At 69.7% G+C, this 19,085-nt stretch carries 12 protein-coding genes; 3 read left to right on the forward strand and 9 right to left on the reverse strand.

Features of this window, described 5'->3' with window-relative positions; all coding sequences use genetic code 11:
• Positions 1–12 precede the first annotated feature (12 nt).
• From LQ326_RS29470 to pulA, 3 genes are all read right to left on the reverse strand, one after another.
• The gene (locus LQ326_RS29470; RefSeq protein WP_234542093.1) at positions 13–378 is read right to left on the reverse strand and encodes a 5-carboxymethyl-2-hydroxymuconate Delta-isomerase; all 366 of its coding nucleotides are present in this window, start codon (positions 376–378) and stop codon (positions 13–15) included.
• Between the two features lie 34 nt (positions 379–412).
• Positions 413–2,035, reverse strand: a complete 1,623-nt coding sequence (locus LQ326_RS29475) for a fused response regulator/phosphatase (protein WP_234542094.1) — start codon at positions 2,033–2,035, stop codon at positions 413–415.
• Positions 2,036–2,108: 73 nt separating this feature from the next.
• Positions 2,109–7,475 carry a pullulanase-type alpha-1,6-glucosidase gene (pulA, locus tag LQ326_RS29480; protein WP_234542095.1) on the reverse strand — a complete coding sequence of 1,789 codons (5,367 nt, stop codon included), beginning with the start codon at positions 7,473–7,475 and terminating at the stop codon, positions 2,109–2,111.
• Between the two features lie 189 nt (positions 7,476–7,664).
• Between pulA and LQ326_RS29485 the strand changes: the two genes are divergently transcribed.
• Together LQ326_RS29485 and LQ326_RS29490 are read left to right on the forward strand one after the other, a co-directional pair.
• Complete coding sequence (locus LQ326_RS29485) at positions 7,665–9,734, forward strand: carbohydrate-binding module family 20 domain-containing protein (protein WP_234542096.1); 2,070 nt, start codon at positions 7,665–7,667, stop codon at positions 9,732–9,734.
• A 136-nt stretch (positions 9,735–9,870) separates the two neighbouring features.
• Positions 9,871–10,485: a DUF4232 domain-containing protein gene (locus LQ326_RS29490; RefSeq protein ID WP_234542097.1), complete on the forward strand. Its 615-nt coding sequence runs from the start codon at positions 9,871–9,873 to the stop codon at positions 10,483–10,485.
• A 51-nt stretch (positions 10,486–10,536) separates the two neighbouring features.
• Here the strand turns inward: LQ326_RS29490 and LQ326_RS29495 are convergent, their stop codons facing one another.
• Positions 10,537–11,322, reverse strand: a complete 786-nt coding sequence (locus tag LQ326_RS29495) for an SDR family NAD(P)-dependent oxidoreductase (RefSeq protein WP_234542098.1) — start codon at positions 11,320–11,322, stop codon at positions 10,537–10,539.
• An 86-nt stretch (positions 11,323–11,408) separates the two neighbouring features.
• Between LQ326_RS29495 and LQ326_RS29500 the strand changes: the two genes are divergently transcribed.
• On the forward strand, positions 11,409–12,272 hold the full coding sequence (locus tag LQ326_RS29500) for a helix-turn-helix transcriptional regulator (protein WP_234542099.1): 864 nt from the start codon (positions 11,409–11,411) through the stop codon (positions 12,270–12,272).
• Here the strand turns inward: LQ326_RS29500 and LQ326_RS29505 are convergent.
• The 5 genes from LQ326_RS29505 to LQ326_RS29525 all read right to left on the reverse strand — a co-directional run bounded on the left by LQ326_RS29505 (position 12,248) and on the right by LQ326_RS29525 (position 19,023).
• Positions 12,248–13,621 carry an alpha-amylase gene (locus tag LQ326_RS29505; RefSeq protein ID WP_234542100.1) on the reverse strand — a complete coding sequence of 458 codons (1,374 nt, stop codon included), beginning with the start codon at positions 13,619–13,621 and terminating at the stop codon, positions 12,248–12,250. The genes LQ326_RS29500 and LQ326_RS29505 overlap by 25 nt on opposite strands.
• 148 nt (positions 13,622–13,769) lie before the next feature.
• On the reverse strand, positions 13,770–15,431 hold the full coding sequence (locus tag LQ326_RS29510; RefSeq protein WP_234542184.1) for a glycoside hydrolase family 13 protein: 1,662 nt from the start codon (positions 15,429–15,431) through the stop codon (positions 13,770–13,772).
• Between the two features lie 226 nt (positions 15,432–15,657).
• On the reverse strand, positions 15,658–16,569 hold the full coding sequence (locus LQ326_RS29515) for a sugar ABC transporter permease (RefSeq protein ID WP_234542101.1): 912 nt from the start codon (positions 16,567–16,569) through the stop codon (positions 15,658–15,660).
• Between the two features lie 13 nt (positions 16,570–16,582).
• The gene (locus LQ326_RS29520) at positions 16,583–17,587 is read right to left on the reverse strand and encodes a carbohydrate ABC transporter permease (protein WP_234542102.1); all 1,005 of its coding nucleotides are present in this window, start codon (positions 17,585–17,587) and stop codon (positions 16,583–16,585) included.
• A 161-nt stretch (positions 17,588–17,748) separates the two neighbouring features.
• Positions 17,749–19,023 (reverse strand): extracellular solute-binding protein, encoded by a 1,275-nt coding sequence (locus LQ326_RS29525; RefSeq protein WP_234542103.1) that lies wholly within the window; start codon positions 19,021–19,023, stop codon positions 17,749–17,751.
• Positions 19,024–19,085 lie beyond the last annotated feature (62 nt).

Raw genomic sequence — 19,085 nt, forward strand, 5'->3', positions numbered from 1 at the left:
CAGGCCGTAGGCCTACCCCTCGTACTTCCGGTACGAAGGGTCCAGGTCCCGTACCTCGGCAGAGGCGTGCAGGGAGATCCCGTCCGCCGGCGTCACATGGCCGCGGACCAGTTCCAGCACGGTCTCCGTGAGCTTCGCCTTCGTCTCCTCGGTGCGTCCGGCGAGCAGCCCGATGGTCACATGCACCAGGGCGTCGCTCTGGTCCATGGCGTTGTACCCGTAGGCGGAGTACCCGTCCCGGAACATGGTCTTGCAGGCCTTGGGCTCGGCGGCGGCGATCTCGACGACGGCCTCGTGCAGCGCCCGTGCGAAACCGTCCGTGTCGAAGGCGCCCTCGTCGGTCAGCACAGCGGTGTAGTCGACGGTGATCTGCGGCATCAGTACTCCTGTTCTACGGCTACGGGGGCTCAGCCTAGTTCGCAAGGCTCAGCGCCAGCAGGGCGACGTCGTCCTCGCGGTGGCGGCCGAAGGAGGCGAGGAGGGTGTCGCAGAGGGCCTCCAGGCCGGGCAGGGCGCCGCCGGCCGCGGCCCGGAGCTGTTCCATCGAGACCGCGAGGTCGGTGCCGCGGGTCTCGATCAGGCCGTCGGTGACCATGAGGAGCCGGTCGGTGGGTGCGAGGACCAGCTCGGTGGGCGGCGGATGGGGCAGGCCCACCCCGAGCAGCGGACCGGACGCCTTGACGTACTCGGCGCTGCCGTCGTCGCCCAGTATCAGCGGCGGGATGTGGCCGGCGTTGGCGATGCGGGTGCGCCCGGTCGCCGGGTCGATCAGGGCCAGGCACACAGTGGCCGTGACATCGGCGTGGTAGTGCTGGAGCACCTGGTCGAGCCGTTCGGCGAGGGCGGCCGGGTCGCTCTCGGTGAGGCAGTAGGCGCGCAGCGCGTGCCGCAGTTCGACCATGACGGTGGCCGCGTCCAGCGAGTGCCCCACGACGTCCCCGACCGCGGTGAGCACCTCGTCGCCGGCCCGCAGCGCGGCGTAGAAGTCGCCGCCGATCTCCGTCTCCTGGGAGGCCGGCTCGTAGCGCACCGCTATGTCGACGCCCGGCAGTTCGGGCAGTTGGTGCGGGCGGGGCAGGAAACTGTGCTGGAGGGTGAGCGCGACATGCCGCTCCACCTGGTACATGAGCAGGGGCTCGGCGGCGAGCGCGGTGGCCTGGGCGAGCTGGGCCAGCAGTGCCTCGCCCTCGGGGCGGACCCGGCGCAGCCCGCGGGTGGGTGTGGCCAGGCAGACCGGCGCCCTGCCGTCCTGGGTGAGGACCAGCGCCAGCCGGGCGTCGTGCTGCACTCCGGGCCGGAAGAACCCGGCGGGCCACTGCGGCGACGGCACGGTGGTGATCTGCACGTCGGACTGCCCTCGGGTGAGCCGCCGCAGCAGGTCGCGCACGGTCCGGTGGGCGTCCTCGCCGGGCAGCGCGAGGGAGGTGCGCTCCCGGTACAGGCCCTGGTACAGCTCGTCGTCCTGGTCGAGGACGAAGACGGCGGCGGGGCAGCCGAGGAGCCGGGCCGCGCCGTCCGCCGCGGCGTCGGCGAGTTCGGGCAGCGAGCGGGCCGCCTGGATGGTGACGATGGTCTCCGACAGCAGCCGCAGCCGCCGTACCAGCGCCTGGTCGTCGGCGCGCAGCCGGGCGGCACGCACCGCGGCCCGGACCGCGGCCTCGATGTCCTCCGGCTCGGCGGGCACCGTCAGATACGCCTCGGCTCCCGAGTCCAGCCCCGGGCAGCGGTCCGCGGGTACGACGGAGAGCGCGGAGAAGTGCACGACGGGCAGACCGGCCATGTGCGGCCGCTCCTTGAGCCGGCGGCACAGCTCGAAGCCGCTCATGTCCGGCAGGTGCACGTCGATGAGGGCCACATCGGGCAGGTTGCCCTTGCGCCGCCGTACGTCGAGTTCGCCGAGCGCCTCGCGGCCGCCGGTCACCGCGACGACCTCGTGACCGGCCCGGCGCAGCACGGTGCCGATCGCGTAGCGGCTCGCGGCAGTGGCGTCCACGACCAGCACGGTCGTGTCGGTCAGCTTGCCGTTGACGTCCATTCTCCCAGCCCCTGGCCGACAGTGGTGGGGCAGAGCCCGGTGCCGGGCCTGCCCCACCACAGTAAGGCCGCGGTCACATGGTCCGGGAGAACACCGCCACCGTGCGCCCCGGAACCACGAACGTACCCGTTTCCCGCTCGAACGATGCGGACTTGACGACCGAGTCCGCGCCCGACGCCTGCACCGGGTGCAGCCGGTAGCCGGTTCCGGCCAGGGAGCTCACCCGCTGTTCCTGCCGCTCGGGGCTCGCGTTGAACACGACGACGAGGTCACCGAGTTCCATGGTGATCACGCCGGGTGTCTCGTCCTTGCCGGACAGCGGGAAGGACAGCCCCGACTGCACCTGCGCGGCCGTGCCGAGCGAGAACGCCTTGTCGGTCGTCCTGATCCGCAGCAGGTCCCGGTAGGCGGCCGAGGCCCCGTCGATCTGCGCGCACCCGACCCGCACCGAGGTCAGCAGCGGCTTGGCGTAGGACCACTTGGACCGGTTGTCGGCGGCCATGGGCAGCCCGCGCCCGAAGCCGTTGCCGTCGGCGCAGTTCCAGTGGACGGCGTTGAACCAGTCGCCGCTGTCGAAGGAGTTGCGGTCCAGGGACTTGGAGCGCAGCAGGTCGGTGCCGGCCTGGGAGAGCGACGGTCCCTGCGAGAGGGCGGCCGTGGCCATCGCCAGGACCTGCATGCGGGCCCGGCCGGAGGCGGAGGTGCCGGCCGGCAGCTTGTACGTCAGCGCGTCGAACAGCGACTCGTTGTCGTGCGCGTCGACATAGGCGAGGGCGTCGCCGGGCGCGTCCGCGTATCCGGCGGGCGAGCCGTTGTAGTCGACCTCGGCGCCGGTGACCTGCTTGCCGTCGGTGTCGGTGAACCGGTACCCGGCGAGGTTGCCGGTCAGGCCGATCTTGATCAGGTCCTGGTAGTGCAGCAGCCGGGCCTTCTGCTCGGCCGGGGTGCCGTTGGCCGTCGAGGTGTTGGGGTCGGTGTACAGCCCGGACGCGAAGCCCTGGATGCCGGGGTCGTCGTCGAAGGGACTGCCGCCGCGTACGGCGTCCCGGGCACGGTCGGAGAAGGTGGCGATGCCGGTGCCGGCCATGTTCCGCTGCGTGGCCTGTACGAACCGGGCGTCGTTGGCGACCTCCCCGAAGTTCCAGCCCTCCCCGTACAGGATGATCTTCTTGCCGTCGACGCCGTCCTTCTTCGGGGTCAGCGCGTCCAGCGCCTTGCGGACCGCGAGGATGTTGGCCTTCGGGTGGTGGCCCATCAGGTCGAAACGGAAGCCGTCGACCTTGTACTCCTTCGCCCAGGTGACGATCGAGTCGACCACCAGCCTGCCCATCATGGCGTTCTCGGGCGCGGTGTTGGCGCAGCAGGTGCTGTTGGCGACACTGCCGTCGGCGAGCAGCCGCTGGTAGTAGCCGGGCACGATCCGGTCGAGGACGGACGTGTCCGCCTGGCCGGCGGCCGCCGTGTGGTTGTAGACGACGTCCATGACGACCCTGAGTCCGTCCTGGTTGAGCGACTGCACCATCTTCCGGAACTGGACGGTACGCGCGGTACCGTCCGGGTCGGTGGCGTACGACCCCTCGGGGACCGCGAAGTGGTACGGGTCGTAGCCCCAGTTGTAGGCGTCGGTGGCGGCGGTCTTCGCGACGCACGCCTGCTGCTGGTCGGAGTCGGCCGGGTAGGAGGCGAGGTCGCAGCCGGGGCTCTTCTGGTCGGACCGTTTCTCGGGCACGGTGGCGAAGTCGAAGGCCGGGAGCAGGTGGACGTACGAGGTCCCGGCCCTGGCGAGCGCCCTGAGGTGCTTGGAGCCGTCGCTGTTCTTGTCGGTGAAGGCGAGGTACGTGCCCCGCTGCGCGGCCGGGACCGTGGCGTCGGCCACCGAGAAGTCCCGGACGTGCAGCTCCTGGATCTGGGCGTCCTTCATCGGTACGGCCTTGGGCTTGGTGTACGTCGACCAGCCCTTCGGGGCGAGGGACCTGTCGTCGAGGTCGACGACGAGGCTGCGCTCGGAGTCGGCGGTGAGGGCGACCGAGTAGGGGTCGGTGACCTTGTTGGTGACGATCTTCTGGACGCTGGGCGCCCACACCTTCACGACGTAGCGGTAGGGCTTGTTCCGCCAGGACGCGGGGCCGGTGACGGACCAGACGCCGGTGGCGGCGTCGCGGCGCATCGTCTTCGGCGAGCCGTCGAGTTCGAGGGCGACGCTCTGCGCGGTCGGCGCCCACACCGAGAGGGTGGGCTTTCCGTGGTGGAAGACCGGGCCGAGGTCCGCCGTCGTGGCCTTGGCGTACACGTCGTCGAGCACCCCGGCGAGCTGCACGCCGGTCGCCGCCAGCACGGCGCCGTTCGCGGCCCGCTGGGAGGCGACGAGCTGTCCGCCGAGCGCCTCGCGCACCCGGTCCCGGTCGCGCGGGTCGACCGACCAGGCCGTGTAGTCCTTCAGGTACGGGAACTTCGCCTTCTGGGCGTCGGTGAGGGCGGTCTTCGTCAGCCGCAGCCACCGCTCGTCGTCGCTGGTCAGCGTTCCGTCCTTGACGGCGATCGAGCCGTCGTGGGAGTAGACCAGCTGGGTGGAGGCCGCGCCGTCGGCGCCGTCCCAGGCGACCGTGTCCCGGTCGATCCAGACCGCCTTGGAGGTGGACAGGTCGAGGGCCGCCGCGCTGCCGGCGGGCTGCGGGAGCAGGTGCTTGTCCTGGCCGTTCAACAGCCACACCTCGTAGCCGTCGGACGTGAGGCCGAGGGACTGGTCGGCGGCGAGGTCCTTCTCGTCGCCCTTGTGGATGATGTAGCTGAGGCTGGTGGCACCCGCGGTGAGCGGCACCTCGAAGACCGCGCCATAGGAGTCAGTCTTCACCGGCTTCAGCGGGTTCGACCAGTCGGTGGGGTTCGCGGCGCCCGTCCAGACGTGCAGGCCCCAGCCGTCGTAGTCGCCGTCGGCGCGGTGGTAGTGGATGACCGCCTTGGTGGTGTCCTGGGCCGGATAGTCGGGCCTGGTCGTGAGGACGTCCGTCTTTCCCTGCTCGATCCAGACCTCACCCGTCTTGGTGACGTCGATGGAGCGGTCGGCGGAGACGTCCTTGTCGCCGTTCTTGTCGACGACGAGGAAGCCGACGTTCGTGGCCCCCGGCTTCAGCTTGACGTAGGCGAAGGCGCCGAAAGCGTCCCGGCCGGTGAAGGGGTGGCCGGCGGGCCAGGTGGTCGCCTCGCCGTCGGCGAGGTCGCCCCAGGCGTACAGGCCCCAGTTGTCGTAGTCGCCGTCGGGGCGCTTGTAGTGGACGACCGCGTAGTCACGGGAGGAGGCGACGGGGGGCGCGGCGACGGGCGGGGTGCCGCTGGTGCTCTCGGCGAGCGCGCTGCTCGTGTGCCCGGCGGAGTCGATCACGACCGCCTTGTAGCGCAGGGCGGTGCCGGCCGGGACGTCCTCGGCGATGGTCTGGGTGACCTTGTAGGGGGCGTGGTCGGCGGAGCCGAGGATGGTCCACCTGCCGTTGCCGGTCTGGGCCGCGAAGACGACGCGGTCGAGCCCGCCGCCGGTGACGTCGGCGGTGAGGCCGACGGTGCCGGTGGCGCCGGCGGCCGGGGCCTGGAGGGTGATCGTGGGTGTGGTGGCGGGCTCGGCGAGGGGGCCGGCCGCCTTGTAGACGACGGCGGACTCGGCGGGGACGGTGACGGTCAGCCTGGCCGAGCCGTCGGAGGTGAGGATGCCGTCCGTGCCGTGGATCGCCCGGTAGCGCATGCCGGCGGACCCGGTGGCGAAGGTCGCCGTCCGCGCCGTGTCGGCGTTGTTGAAGGCGACGACGTACTCCTGGCCGGTCCTGGCGTCCGTCCGGGTGAACGCGTAGACACCGGCGCCGTCGGCCGCGTAGCGCTCGGTCTGGACGCCGTCGGCCAGGGCCGGGTTGTCCTTGCGGAGCTTGCCGAGAGCACTGATCTGCTTGTAGAGCGGCGCACTCGTGTCGTAGGAGTCGCTGGCGGCGGTGCGGTCGGTGCCGATCTCGTCGTCGTCCAGGTAGTCGGCGACCTTGGACGCGAACATCGTCTGCCGGGCGTCCTTGTCCCCGCCGGAGCCGGTGAAGCCCTGCTCGTCGCCGTAGTAGACGACCGGGTTGCCCCGGCTGAGGAACATCACCTCGTTGGCGAGCCTGTCCTTGGCGAGCAGTTCGGCGTCCGTGGCCTTCGGGTTGTCCTGCTTGAGGAAGTACCCGATCCGGCCCATGTCGTGGTTGCCGAGGAAGGTGACCTGCTCATAGGCGTTCGCCTTGTCGGTCGTGTACTTGTAGTCGTCGGCGAAGACACTCGACAGCTTCTGTGCGCTGCCGCCCTGGGAGGCGTAGGAGCGGGCCGCGTCCTGGAAGGGGAAGTCGAGGGTCGCGTCCAGCCGCCCCTGGGTGACGTACGGGGAGGTGACGGAGGTGTCCGCGGAGTACGTCTCGCCGAACATGAAGAAGTTCCTGCGGCCGTGCCGCGCCGCGTACCTGTCCAGCGCGGTCGCCCACTGGGTCCAGAACTCCATGCCGACGTTCTTGACGGTGTCGATCCGGAAGCCGTCGATGGCGAAGTCCTTCACCCACCGCTCGTAGATCTTCTCCATGCCGTGCACGACCTCGGGCCGCTCGGTCCACAGGTCGTCCAGGCCGGAGAAGTCGCCGTAGGTCGCGGACTCGCCGGCGAACGTGGAGTCCCCCCGGTTGTGGTACATCGTCGGGTCGTTGAGCCACGACGGCACCTTGCCGGCGCTCGTCACGGTCGGCGTCCGCGGGAAGGAGGCGCTGGTGACGGCCGGGAACTTGGTCTTCCCGTCCGCGTAGTCGGCGTCGTCGAAGGGCTGCCCGTCCTTGGTCAGGTAGGGGAAGGCGCCCTTGGAGAGGTAGTCGTAGGACTTCTCCGCGTAGTCGACGACGTCGGCGGTGTGATTGGTGATGACGTCGAAGAAGACCTTCATCCCCTTGGCGTGCGCCTTCGAGATGAGGGTCTGAAGGTCCTTGTTGGTCCCGAAGTGCGGGTCGACCTGGGTGAAGTCGGTGATCCAGTACCCGTGGTAGCCGGCCGAGGCGTTGCTTCCGGTCCCCTGCACGGGCTTGTTCTTGAAGATCGGCGCCATCCAGATGGCGGTGGTGCCGAGCCCCTTGATGTAGTCGAGCCGCTTGGTCAGGCCCTTGAGGTCGCCGCCCTGGTAGAAGCCCTTGTCGGTGGGGTCGTAGCCGGTGGAGAGGCGGGAGCCGGTGAGGCCGCCCTCGTCGTTGCCGGTGTCGCCGTTGGCGAAACGGTCCGGCATGACGAAGTAGAACTGCTCGCGGGTGTCGTCGTGGCGGGCGGGCACGGCGGCGAGCTTCGCGTCGGAGGGTGGTGCGGGCGGGGCGGCGGCGTGTGCGGCGAGGGGCTGCACCAGCGCGGCGGCGAGGGCGGCGACGGCGACCGCCGCGACCCGTCTGACATGTATCACCGGCATGAACTCCTAGCGATAGCTGCTCTCTTGGGTCCGACCCCGCGCGACCGTATCGCTAACGAAAGGTTTACAGCAAGAGGCTTGAAACTCACAGCAAGAACTTTCACGAAGCGTATTGACGCGGTGTTTCAACTGGCCCACGCTCCAGGGTTGTTGAAGCCTGTCCCTCTCGTTTCGGAGCCGCACATGACCGGACACCGACCCCCGGGTGTCTTCAGACGCACGGCCGTCGCGATCGCCGCGGGCGCCCTGGCGCTCGCGGGCGTGATCGCCCTGCCGGCCACCGCCGCGCAGGCGGACACCACCGCCAAGGGCGATGTGATCGCCAACCTCTGGGAGTGGAACTGGAACTCGATCGCCTCCGAGTGCACCAACGTGCTCGGCCCGGCCGGGTACGGCGCGGTGCAGGTCGCCCCGCCCTCCGAGTCCCTCAAGCAGTCCAACTACTACTGGTGGGACGTCTACCAGCCCTACTCGTACAACCTGAACAGCCGCTTCGGGACGGCCACGCAGTTCGCCGCGATGGTCACCGCCTGCCACGCCGCGGGCATGAAGGTCTACACCGACGCGGTGATCAACCACACGGCCGCCCAGACCGGCACCGGCTACGCCGGCACCACCCTCACCAACAAGTACGACACACCGGACTGGAACCCGGGCGACTACCACACCTCGGCCGACTGCCCCACCTCCGACCTGACCATCCAGGACTACTCGAACCTCACCCAGGTCCAGAACTGCGAACTGCTGGGCCTGCCCGACCTCAAGACCAGCGCCGACAACGTCCGTTCGGGCCTCGCGGCGTTCCTCAACAAGCAGATCGCGCTGGGCGTCGACGGCTTCCGCGTCGACTCGGCCAAGCACATCCCCGCCACCGACATGGCGGCCATCGTCGCCAAGCTGAACACCACGACGTCCGGTGCGGCGCCGTACGTCTTCGACGAGGTGTACCCGGGCTCGACCCCGCAGCCGAGCGACTACTACGGCTCCGGTGACGTCCTGGACTTCACCTACGCGAGCAAGATGAAGTCGGCCTTCCAGGGCAACGTCTCGGACCTGGAGTCGCTGTCCTCGTCCGGCATCCTGCCCGCCGCCAACTCGGTCTCCTTCGTGACCAACCACGACACCGAGCGCAACGGCCTGCACATGAGCTACAAGGACGGCGACAGCTACAAGCTCGCCAACCTCTTCGAACTCGCCTACAAGTGGTCGACACCGACCATCTACTCCAGCTGGCAGTGGACCCAGAGCGACCAGGCGCCGCCGAACTCCGCGGGCTTCGTCACCGACACCGACTGCTCCAACGGCTGGAACTGCCTCGACCGTGACACCGCCGTCGTCGGCATGGTCGCCTGGCACAACGCGGCCGGCAGCGCCGCCGTCTCCAACTGGTCGACCAAGTCGTCCTCCGTGATCGGCTTCGGCCGCAGCGGCGCCGGATTCTTCGCCCTGAACAACGGCTCGTCGTCGGCCACCTACACCTTCGCGACGGGCATGGCCGACGGCACGTACTCCGACGTCGTCGACGGCGGCGCCACCACGGTCACCGTCTCCGGCGGCAGCGCGAGCATCACGATCCCCGCGAAGGGCGCCGTCGCCTTCTACAACTCCTCCTACACCTGCACGGTCGGCTGCGACGGCGGCGGCAGCGGTGGCGGTGGCTCCACGGTGACCGCGACCTTCGACGAGTACGCGTCCACCACGAGCGGCACCAACGTCTACGTCGTCGGCTCCCTCGACGCCCTGGGCGCCTGGGACACCTCGAAGGCGGTCCAGCTCTCGTCCACCGGATACCCGGTCTGGTCGGGCGCGGTGAACGTGCCGATCAACACGTCCTTCACCTACAAGTACATAAAGAAGGACAGCTCAGGCAACGTGACCTGGGAGTCCAACGCCAACAGATCGGCGGCCAGCACCACTTCGGCGCTCTCCCTCGACAACTCCTGGAACGTGGCGAACGCCGACGCCACCGACGTGACGTTCAACGAGTACGCCACGACCGACTGGGGCACCAACGTCTACGTCGTGGGCTCCATCGCCTCCCTCGGCTCCTGGAACACCAGCGACGCGATCCCGCTGTCGTCGGAGTCGTACCCGACGTGGCGCAAGCTCGTGATCGTCCCGAAGAGCACCGCCTTCACGTACAAGTACATCAAGAAGGACAGCTCCGGGAACGTGACGTGGGAGTCGGGCACGAACCGGTCGTACACGACCGGCACCTCGTCCGGCTACACGACGAGCGACACCTGGAAGTAAGAGCCTGGGAAGAGCGCCGCGACCCCGGCGAACAAATCCGCAGCGCCGTGCATCCCACCTCGTGTACAGCACCAGAGGACGGCACGGGGCGCCCACCGCGCCCCGTGCCGCAGGACACGAAGGGAGCGCCGTCGCCGTGAACGAAGAGCTGAACACCGGCGTCACCGAGACCACCGGCCTTTCCGCCGCCCGGCCCGCGACCGGGCACCGCACCAGGCGCGGGTACCTGCGCACCGCGCTCGCCGCGGCCGCCGTCGCAGGCCTCGGCCTCGTCTGGGCGGGCACCGCACAGGCCGCCACCCCGAGCACCGCCAAGGCCACGCCGACCTGCTCCGCCGCCGCGCTCAAGGCCACCTTCGGCCAGCAGCTCGCCGGCGGCATGAACCACCAGGGTGTCGTCATCAGGCTGCGCAACCTCAGCGGCAGGACGTGCGCGCTGCGCGGCTACCCGGGCCTGGGCCTGGAGAACTCCGCGCACAAGGCGCTCAAGACCCACACCCACTGGGGCGACACCTGGTACGCCAAGGACCCCGGCAAGAAGACCCTGGTCCTCAAGGACGGCCAGAGCGCCGAGGCCGTCGTCGCCTGGACCCACGCCAACACCGGCACCTCCGGCGCGGTGCACGCCTCCTACCTGGAGATCACCCCGCCCGCCTCGACCAAGCACAAGACGCTGGCGTTCCACCAGTGGGTCGACCACGGTGACCTCTCGGTCACCGCGCTGGCCAGGCACATCGACGTCACACCCTGACCGCACGGCCGGGCGGGCCGCCACCGGGAGCTTCTCCCCGGTGGCGGCCTCTCACGCGCCCGCTCCCCCGTCCACCTGGAGGATCGCGCCCGACACGAACGACGCCCGGTCGCTCAGGAGCCAGGCGGCGGCCTCGGCGATCTCCTCGGGGGCGGCCATGCGGCGCAGGGGCGACACGGACCTTATGTGGTCGATGACGCCGGGGGTGGCCGCCTCCCAGTCGCGGATCATCTCGGTGAGCGTGCCGCCGGGGGCGACGGCGTTGACGCGGATGCCCTCGGGGCCGTACGTGGCGGCGGCGGACTCGGTGAGGCTGTTGACGGCGCGCTTCAGGGCGCCGTAGACCGGCAGCACGGGGTTGGCGCGCAGGCTGCCGACGGACGAGTTGTTGACGATGGCGCCGGTGCCGGCGGTCGCGCGGATGGCGTGGATCTCGGCGGTCATGGCCAGCCAGACGCCCTTGAGGTTGACGGCGGTGAGCTGGTCGAACTCGGCCTCGGGGAGTCCGTCCAGGGGGCCGGGGCGGTGCTGGCCGATCGCGCCGTTGTTGAAGGCGACGTCGAGGCGGCCGTACACCTCCACCGTGCGGTCCACGGCGGCGCGGACGCTCGCCGCGTCGGCCAGGTCGCAGACCACGTGATCCGCGGTGCCGCCCGCCGCGCGGATCTCCTCGGTGACCGTCTTGAGCTGGGCCTCCGTGCGGGCCGCCAGCATGACCCGGGCGCCCTCGCGGGCGAAGAGCCGGGCGGCGGCCGCGCCGATGCCCCGTCCGGCGCCGCTGATGAAGGCGACCTTGCCGGTCAGCAGGCCCTGGTAGGTGATCGCAGTGTTTTCCATGGCTTCGAGCCTGGACCCGGACCCGCGGCTCATCCAGGCACCGGCGGTACCTGGATGGGGCCGGGCGCCGGGCGCACACTGGAGGCGTGGACAGGCAAGAACTCGCGGCGTTCCTGCGCAGCCGGCGTGAACGGATCTCCCCCGCCGAGGTGGGGCTGGAGCGCGGCCCGCGGCGGCGTACCCCCGGACTGCGGCGCGAAGAGGTGGCGCAACTGGCGTACATCTCCGCCGAGTACTACACCCGGCTCGAACAGGCCCGGGGGCCGCGTCCGTCACGGGAGGTGCTGAGCGGTCTGGCACGGGCGCTGCGGCTCTCGGACGCCGAGCGCGGGCATCTCCATCACCTCGCCGGGGCTCCGCCGGGGCCGCCGCCCGGACCCTCGCGCGAGGTGCGGCAGAGCCTCCTGGACCTGCTGCGCCGGCTGCCGCAGGCCGCGGCCTTCGTGACGTCCGCGACCTTCGAGGTACTGGCCTGGAACGATCTCGCCGCCGCCCTCATGGAGGACTTCTCCGCCCTGCCGCCCCGCGACCGCAACCTGGTGCGCCGCGCCTTCCTCACCCCTCGCTCGCAGGGCGGCAGGCTGTACGGAGTGTCGGACGTGGACGCCTTCGCCCGGCTCTCGGCGCAGCGGCTGCGGGCCGCCGCCGGCCGCTATCCCGACTCACCGGAGGTGACCGGGCTGGTGGCCGAACTCCTAGCCGGAAGCGAGGAGTTCCGTCGGCTGTGGGAGTCGCACGACGTGTCCGCCGAGCCCACCCTGTGCAAGACCTTCCTGCACCCGGTGGTGGGCCCGGTCACCGTCAACTGCGACGCCCTCGACATCACCGACCGGGACCAGCAGGTCGTGATCTACACCGCCACCCCGGGCTCACGGTCCGAGGAGGCGCTGCGGCTGCTGTCGGTGATCGGGACGCAGCGGATGGATCAGCAGGTCGACTTCCCGGCGTAGATCGCGAGGGCCGTGTTGCCGCCGAGGGTGGCGGTGAACTGCCCGGAGCCGTTCACGGTCACGCCGGTGTTGTTCTGCACGTCGCAGTACGTCCCGGCCGGCAGCGACGTCTGGTACGTCCGGGTCAGGGAGCCCGGCTCGTGGTTGATGGCGACGTAGCCCTTCGCGCCCCGGCCGAAGGCGATGGCGTCGGCGCCGTCGTCCCACCAGTTCGTCATGGGCTCGCCGCGCACCGCGTTGCGGAAGGCGACCATGCGGATGATCTCCGGCCAGGCGTGCTGGCATTTCCAGCCGTCCTGCCAGCAGGCGTTCACGACACCGTTGTTGGGCGGCCCGGCGTCGGCGTCCGTCCACTCGTAGCCGGAGTTGATGTCCGGGGCGCCGTACGGGTAGGCGAGCATGAAGACGTTGGCCAGGGTGTAGTTGGCGCCGTCCTTGTAGTTGAGCGTCGAGCCGTTGCGCTCGGTGTCGTGGTTGTCGACGAAGACGCCTGCGACCGAACTGCTCAGGTAGCCCCAGCCCTCGCCGTAGTTCTTCAGATACGCGAGGTTCTCGTTGTTGAAGACCCGCTTGAGGTCGTAGGCGTAGCGGAACTCCTGCACGTCCCCGTTGCCGGTGTACTCGGTCGGCTGGACGGCCTCGCCGGCGCCGTAGATGACCTCCTGCTTCCAGTACACGGACGGGTTGGCCAGCCGGGACTTGATGTTGGCGAGGTCCTCGGCCGGGATGTGCTTGGCCGCGTCGATCCGGAAGCCGTCGACGCCGAGCGAGAGCAGGTCGTTCATGTAGCCCGCGATGGTCTTGCGGACGTACTCCTCGCCCGTGTCCAGGTCGGCGAGGCCCACGAGTTCGCAGTGCTGGACGTTCCAGCGGTCCTGGTAGTTGGTGACCTGCGAGGTGCAGTCGTCGAAGTCGTACGAGGAGTACAGGCCGGGGTAGTCGTACTTCGTGTACGACGAGCCGCCGGTGCCGGTTCCGCTGCCCGCGGACATGTGGTTGATGACGGTGTCGACGACCACCTTCACACCCGCCGCGTGGCAGGTGTTCACCATGTTCTGGAAGGAGGCCCGGTCGCCGAGTCTGCCCGCGATCTTGTACGACACCGGCTGGTACGACGTCCACCACTGCGAGCCCTGTATGTGCTCGGCGGGCGGCGAGACCTGGACGTATCCGTAGCCCGCGGGGCCCAGGGTGCTGGTGCACTCCTTGGCGACCGAGCCGTAGTTCCACTCGAAGAGGACGGCGGTGACGTCCTTCGTGCCGGGCGGGGAGGCCGACGCGACGGACGGGGTCATGACAACGCTACAGGCGGCCAGCGCCAGTGCGGCGGAGAGGGTCTTACGTGCCATGTGGGGTTCCTTCGTCGTTGAAGGCTCTTGCTGAAAGGTTGCTGAAACCTTGCGTTGCGCAGATGTTAAAGGCCCGCCACCCAGTTGGACAGCGGGCCTTGTGAAGTTGCTGCAAGAAGTTACCGGGTGACGGGCCGTCGGGTGTGCGTCAGGCGGTCGTCCACCACACCGTGGTGTCGGCCGGCACCTTCGCCCCGCCGTCGGCCTGCGTCAGCTCACCGCTGGCGAGCAGCACCCTGCCGTACACCGGAGTGGTGACGGACTCGCCGCTGGTGTTCGCGACGCAGACGAACTGCCCGCGCCGGAAGGCGAGGACGCCCTCCGGGGCGCGCAGCCACTCCACCGCGTCGCCCGCGCCGAGGTCGGCCTGCTCACGGCGGACGCGCAGCGCGCCGCGGTACAGCTCCAGGGTGGAACCGGCCACCCCGGTCTGCGCCGCCACACTCAGCCCGCCCCAGCTCGCGGGCTGCGGCAGCCAGCTGCCCCCGGCCCCGAAGCCGTACGACGAGCCCTCCCGCTCCCACGGGATCGGCACCCGGCACCCGTCACGGAAGCCGTCCTGGCCCGCGCCCCGGAAGTACGCGGGGTCCTGACGGACCTCGTCGGGCAGGTCGACGACGTCCGGGAGGCCGAGCTCCTCGCCCTGGTAGACGTACGCCGAGCCGGGCAGCGCGAGCATGAGGAGGGTGGCCGCCCGCGCCCTGCGCAGCCCCAGCTCCCGGTCGCCGGCCGAGCGGATCTGGGTGCCGAGACCGGGCGGGTTGGCGAAGCGGGTGGCGTGCCGGGTGACGTCGTGGTTGGAGAGGACCCAGGTGGCCGGGGCGCCGACCGGGCGCATCGCCTCCAGGGTGCGGTCGATGACGGCCCGCAGTTCCTTCGCGTCCCACGCCGTGCTCAGGTACTGGAAGTTGAAGGCCTGGTGGAGTTCGTCCGGGCGGACGTAGTTCGCGGTGCGCTCGACGGTAGGCGTCCAGGCCTCGGCGACGAAGATCCGCTCGCCGGCGTACTCGTCGAGGACGTGCCGCCACTGGCGGTAGATCTCGTGGACACCGTCCTGGTCGAAGAACGGCATGACATCGTTGCCCAGCAGCTTCAGCTGGTCGCCGCCGCCGATGTCCGGCAGCCCCGCCGCCTTCACCAGCCCGTGGGCGACGTCGATACGGAAGCCGTCCACGCCCATGTCCAGCCAGAACCGCAGGATGGAGCGGAACTCGTCGCCGACCGCGGGGTGTTCCCAGTTGAAGTCGGGCTGCTCCGGGGCGAAGAGGTGGAGGTACCACTCCCCGTCGGCCACCCGCGTCCACGCCGGCCCGCCGAAGATGGACTCCCAGTCGTTGGGCGGGAGTTCGCCGTTCTCGCCCTTGCCCGGACGGAAGTGGTAGCGGTCCCGCAGCGGCGAGCCGGGCCCCTCGGCCAGCGCCCGCTTGAACCACTCGTACTGGTCCGAGGAATGGTTCGGCACGAGGTCGACGATGATCCTGAGGCCCAGCGCATGGGCGTCCCGGATCAGCGCGTCCGCGTCGAGGAGGTTGCCGAACATGGGGTCCACGGCCCGGTAGTCGGCGACGTCGTAGCCCGCGTCGGCCTGCGGGGAGGCGTAGAACGGGCTGAGCCACACGGCATCGACACCGAGGTCGCGCAGGTACGGAAGTCTGGAACGCACACCCTCCAGGTCACCCATCCCGTCGCCGTTGCTGTCGGCGAAGCTGCGCGGATAGACCTGGTAGATCACCGCGTCCCGCCACCAGTCGCGGCGACGGGCGACGGTGGCGATGGCGGGGGCCGGTGCGGCGGATTGCTGCTGGCTCATGGCGTCCTTGATGCGTCGTGACTGGGTCATCGGGTCAGAGGATGGATGGAGAGGCGGCCGCGGTCACAGCGGGGTCGGATGGAGACCGCGGCCGCCGCCCCCGCGCCCCGAAGGACAGCGCCCCGAAGGGGCGCGGGGCTCTATTGATGTGCGGCTTCCGCCGCGTGGGCGCGACCGGCCACGACGGCGCCGCAGACGAACGACGGCCGCGTGGCTCGGCCAACGGTCAGCCCTTGGTTCCGCCGGCGGTGAGGCCGGTCACCAGGTTCTTCTGCACGAGGTAGAAGAACACGGCCACCGGTATCGCGATCAGCACCGCCGTCGCGGTCATCAGGTTCCGCTGCGCGTCATGCTCACTGATGAAGCTCTGCAGGCCGACCGCGAACGTGTACTTGTCGTCGCTGAGCATGAACGTGGAGGCGAACGCGACCTCACCGAAGGCGGTGAGGAAGTTGTAGAACGCCGCGACCGCGAGGCCGGGCTTCGCCAGGGGCAGGATCAGCCGGCCGAACGTGCCGAACGGCGAGAGCCCGTCGACGCGGCCGGCCTCGTCGATCTCGAAGGGGATCGTGTCGAAGTAGCCCTTGAGCAGCCAGGCCGTGTACGGCACGACGGTGGTGCAGTAGACGAGGATCAGGCCGAGGTAGCTGTCGATGAGGCCGAGCCGGGACATGATCTGGTACATCGGCACGATCAGCACGGCGATCGGGAACATCTGGGTCACCAGCAGCAGCCACATGAACTTCCGGTAGCCCGGGAAGCGCATGCGGGAGACCGCGTAGCCGGTGGTGGAGGCGAGGATCAGGCCGATGACCGTGGTACCGCCGACGACGATCATCGTCGTCCTGAACCAGTCCCAGAACCCGGTGTGCTGGAGGACGAAGGAGTAGTTGTCCAGCGTCATCTTGTGCCAGATGCCGCCCGGGTGCAGGTAGTCGTCCTTGTCCGGGCCGAGGGAGAGGAAGATCAGCCAGCCGACCGGGAAGAACGCGACCAGGCTGGCGACACCCAGGAGGCCGTGGGTGAGGGTGGTGGCGAGCGGGCCGCGCTCGTCGCGGCCGCGGACGCGGCGCGGGCTGCTGGTCACGGGGGTCTCCTCGGCGACCTGGGCGGAGGTCTGGACCGTGGTCGTACTCATGGGAACTCCTGCCTCAGATCGCGAGCTGCTGGTCGTTGCGGTTGAGCCAGCGGCGGTAGAAGGAGGTGAAGACGATCAGGATGGCCAGCAGCAGCATGCCGTAGGCGGCGGACTGGGCGAAGTCCCGCGGCTGCTGTCCGAAGCCGAGGTAGTACGCCCAGGTGACCAGGATCTGCGCGTCGGGGGCGGTGTCACCGAAGAGCAGGAAGATCACGGCGAACTGGTTGAACGTCCAGATGATGCCGAGGAGTACGACGGTGGAGCTGACGGACCTCAGGCCCGGCAGGGTGACGTACCGGAAGCGCTGCCAGGCGCCGGCGCCGTCCATCTCGGCGGCCTCGTACAGCGTGCCGTCGATGGCCTGGAGGCCGCCGAGCAGCGACAGCATCATGAACGGCACACCGCACCAGGTGTTGACGAGGATCGCCGCGGCCCGCTGCCAGAAGGTGTCCTCCAGCCAGCCGGGTTGCGGCAGATGGAGGAAGTGCAGGGCGCTGTTGATGATGCCGCCGTCGGCGAGCATGAACCGCCAGCCGAAGACGGTGACGAAGGTCGGGACCGCCCAGGGCAGGACCAGGACCATGCGGTAGAAGGTCCGGCCGCGGAACCTCTCGTTGAGCAGCAGGGCGAGGCCGAGACCGATGGTGTAGTGCAGGGTGACGCAGAGCGCGGTCCAGACGATCGTCCAGAGGAAGTGGGACCAGAAACGGTCGTAGGACGTCGGTCCGAACAGGATGTCCTTGTAGTTGTCCAGACCGATGAACTTGTACGTGGCGTCGATGTGGTTGACGCCGATGGTGCGGGCGGTGTTGAGGCTGTTGGCGTCCGTCAGCGTCAGGTAGAACCCGTACACCAACGGATAGAGGACGAGCGCCCCGAGGACGACGGCCACCGGGGCGATCATCGCGTAGGCGTACCAGTACTTCTGGTAGTTGTTCTTCAGCCGCTGGCCCAGCCCGGGGCGGGGCGCGCGGTCACCGCGGCGCTGGCCGGTCGCGCGGTCGATGGCGACTGTCATGGGTTCGACACCTTCTGGTTCTCCCGGCTGGTTCTTCCGGCTGCTTCTTCCGGCTGGTTCGCGCCGGTGCCGGCTCTCCGGGGTGGGCTGGGCGGCTGGCACAGGCCGGTGGCCGCCGGAGCGCTCCCCCTGAACAGGGCGCTCCGGCGGCCACTCGGCGCTTACTTGCTGAAGTCGGGGACGAGCTTCTCGATCCCGAGTTCGGCGTTGCTCAGGCCCTTGTCCAGGGACTCCTTGCCACCGGCGATCTTGGTCAGCTCGGTGCCGACCGGCCCCCACAGGGAGGAGTACTCGGCGAGCGCGGGGCGCGGCTGGGCGGAGGAGAGGACGGCCTGGTAGCCGGCGATGCCCGGGTCGGCCTTGACCGCGGCGGTGTAGGCGTCGGAGCGGGTCGGCAGGGTCGAGTTCTTCAGGGCGATCTGCGTCTGCGTCTGCGCGGAGGTCATGAAGGCGACGAACTTCTCGGCCGCGGCCTGGTGGGCCTTGTCCGAGCCCGCGTAGACCGACAGGTTGTGGCCGCCGGTCGGGGCGCCCGCCTTGCCGGTGGAGCCGGCCGGGACGGTGGCGATGCCGAGGTTGGACTTGTCGCTGAACGCGGAGCCCTTGTAGAAGTTGGTGATCTCCCAGGGGCCCTCGATGGTCATGGCGACCTTGCCGTTGACGAAGGCGTCCTGGCGGTGGGCGTAGGCGTCGGCGGTGACGTCCGCCTTGTGCAGGCCCTTCCCGGAGTACAGGTCGAGCCAGGTCTGGTAGCCCTTCTTGGCCGCCGCCGAGGTGATGGTGATCTTCTTGGCGGAGGCGTCGACCATGTCGGTGCCCTCGCCGTAGAGGAAGGGCTGCGTGTAGTACGCGGCCTCGGGGCCCCAGTAACCGGTGGTCCTGGCCTTGTCCTGGATCTTGGCGGCGTCGGCCCTGACCTCGTCCCAGCTGGTCGGGGCCGCGGTGATGCCGGCCTTCTTGAACAGCGCCTTGTTGTATACGAGGGCGAGGGTGTCGGTGACCAGCGGGACACCGTAGGTCTTGCCCTCGTACTGGGCCTGGGTCATCAGGCTGGGCTGGAACTTGTCCTTGTCGGCGAGGGCGGCGGTGCCGTCCAGCGGCACGAAGTAGCCGGCCTTGGCGAAGGCGGGGGTCCAGCCGACCTCGGAGCGCAGCACGTCGGGGGCGCCCTTGCCGGACTGGGCGGCCGTGTCGAACTTGTTCTGCGCCTGGTCGAACTGGACGTCGACGTAGTTGACCTTGATGTTCTTGTTCGCGGCTTCGAACTGCTTGACCAAGGCCTTGTACGTGGGTGCCTCATTGGTGGCGTTGGAGGTGTCCCACCAGGTGATGGTGACCGGCCCGTCCGACTTGCTGTCGCTGTCGCTCCCGCCGCACGCCGTCGCCGTGAGGGCGAGGGACGCCACCAGCGCGGAGGCCGCTATGCCACGCCGCATGAGTTCTCCTTGAGGGTTAAAGCCCGAGTGATGCGGGGGCGGTCCCGTCCACCGTCCCGCTG

Origin of the sequence: Streptomyces shenzhenensis (genome assembly GCF_021462265.1) — a bacterium.
In the GTDB taxonomy this organism is placed as follows: domain Bacteria; phylum Actinomycetota; class Actinomycetes; order Streptomycetales; family Streptomycetaceae; genus Streptomyces; species Streptomyces shenzhenensis.

Bases quoted from the DNA above. Each gene is read 5' to 3' on its own strand.
- LQ326_RS29485 (WP_234542096.1), top strand. From the start codon at position 7,665: ATGACCGGACACCGACCCCCGGGTGTCTTCAGACGCACGGCCGTCGCG.
- LQ326_RS29495 (WP_234542098.1), bottom strand. From the start codon at position 11,322: ATGGAAAACACTGCGATCACCTACCAGGGCCTGCTGACCGGCAAGGTC.
- LQ326_RS29475 (WP_234542094.1), bottom strand. From the start codon at position 2,035: ATGGACGTCAACGGCAAGCTGACCGACACGACCGTGCTGGTCGTGGAC.
- LQ326_RS29470 (WP_234542093.1), bottom strand. From the start codon at position 378: ATGCCGCAGATCACCGTCGACTACACCGCTGTGCTGACCGACGAGGGC.
- LQ326_RS29520 (WP_234542102.1), bottom strand. From the start codon at position 17,587: ATGACAGTCGCCATCGACCGCGCGACCGGCCAGCGCCGCGGTGACCGC.
- LQ326_RS29510 (WP_234542184.1), bottom strand. From the start codon at position 15,431: ATGAGCCAGCAGCAATCCGCCGCACCGGCCCCCGCCATCGCCACCGTC.
- LQ326_RS29525 (WP_234542103.1), bottom strand. From the start codon at position 19,023: ATGCGGCGTGGCATAGCGGCCTCCGCGCTGGTGGCGTCCCTCGCCCTC.
- LQ326_RS29515 (WP_234542101.1), bottom strand. From the start codon at position 16,569: ATGAGTACGACCACGGTCCAGACCTCCGCCCAGGTCGCCGAGGAGACC.
- LQ326_RS29505 (WP_234542100.1), bottom strand. From the start codon at position 13,621: ATGGCACGTAAGACCCTCTCCGCCGCACTGGCGCTGGCCGCCTGTAGC.